Annotated in this window: 1 protein-coding gene; it reads left to right on the top strand. The window is 47.4% G+C overall.

Features of this window, described 5'->3' with window-relative positions; translation table 11 throughout:
- Nucleotides 1-28 precede the first annotated feature (28 nt).
- Nucleotides 29-1291 carry an IS30 family transposase gene (locus ACHAL6_RS15525; protein ID WP_395271559.1) on the top strand — a complete coding sequence of 421 codons (1263 nt, stop codon included), beginning with the start codon at nt 29-31 and terminating at the stop codon, nt 1289-1291.
- The last annotated feature ends 153 nt before the right edge of the window (nt 1292-1444 follow it).

The raw sequence follows: 1444 nt of genomic DNA, 5'->3' as shown, positions 1-1444 counted from the left end.
GACAGCTGTTCCATGAGGAGAAATTATTATGTTTAAACAGCTTAGTCAGATAGAGAGACTTTACATCGAAACATCCTTGAATCAAGCTATGACCATTCACGAAATAGCGGAAGTCCTTAAGAGACCTGTAACAACCATTTCAAGGGAGATCAAACGGAACCGGGTAGAAAAGAAATATCAGTTTGACAAGAATCAGTGCGACCATCGTACAGACTGTCGAAAACGTCATGCCTGCGGAAATCACGAATGCAGCAGGCGCTGCAACGTCTGTAATCTATGCAACAAAGCCTGTGCAGCCTTTGTCAGAATCCCCTGCAAAACGCGAGACCGCTCACCGCACTGCTGCAATGCCTGCACAAAGAAATCCAGATGCTTTTTGGATAAGTATTTCTATCTGTCTTCACCGGCCCAGGATACGGCCAGAGATCGTCTGAGCGCATCCAGAGCGGTTATCCAGATCACCGACCTGGAACTTGAAAAACTCAACCAGACGGTTTCTCGCCGGATAAAAAAAGGTCAGCCGATATACCACATTCTGGCATCCTCGGAACTGCCGGTATCAGAATCGACAGTGTATCGATACATCAGCAGCGGGATTCTTAACGCCCGCAATATCGATCTTCCCAGAAAGGTCGGTATGCGGATCCGTACGGGCCGCAAGCGCCCGTCAGGCATTATTCCAGGCTACAGGATCAACAGGACCTATGACGACTATCTGGCTTTCATGGAAAAGAATCCGGACATCGAAGTGGCTCAGATGGATCTTGTGGAAGGTTCCGGTCATAAGAACTTACTGACCTTCACCTTCGTCCACAGTCGTTTATTGCTGGCATTTCTCATTCCTGACAAGACCCAGGCATCGGTGATATCCGCGATTAATGAACTGGAAAAGACCATCGGACAGCGCTTGTTCCGTAAGGCCTTTAAGGTTGTCCTCACGGACAACGGCACAGAGTTCCAGAATCATCGCCTTATAGAGTTCACTTCGGGAAGCGTGAAGCGATGCAGACTATTCTACTGCGATCCCTACGCCTCCTGGCAGAAAGGGGCGTGCGAGAAAAATCACACCAACATACGATTGTTTCTTCCCAAAGGATCCGATTTTGATGCGTTAAACCAGGGCAAAGTCGATCGCATGCTGTGCAATATCAACTCTGTGATCCGGAAATCAACAAAAGAAGATGCGCCCTTTAACCAGCTCTCCGCTACTTTGACGGGTATCGTTAGAAAGCTGGGGTTAGTGCGCATCCACCCTGAAAATGTGACCTTGCGGTCGAGTGTTCTGAAATAAACTGACCAATCAAACAGTTGTCTGTCCCAGGAACTGAATAACAGTACCCGAGCAAGTTGCAGTTACTTTGATAAAGTGAACTGGCTTGTTCTGTTTGCGCTTGAGAAAGTCTATTTACACCATCAGAATACCACGAAATCACAACAAAAAACA

It is taken from the genome of Proteiniclasticum sp. C24MP, assembly GCF_043951855.1.
Classification (GTDB): domain Bacteria; phylum Bacillota; class Clostridia; order Clostridiales; family Clostridiaceae; genus Proteiniclasticum.
This window is presented reverse-complemented; position numbering and strand designations above follow the sequence as displayed.

Coding starts and splice junctions, on each gene's coding strand:
- ACHAL6_RS15525 (WP_395271559.1), top strand. CDS start 29: ATGTTTAAACAGCTTAGTCAGATAGAGAGACTTTACATCGAAACATCC.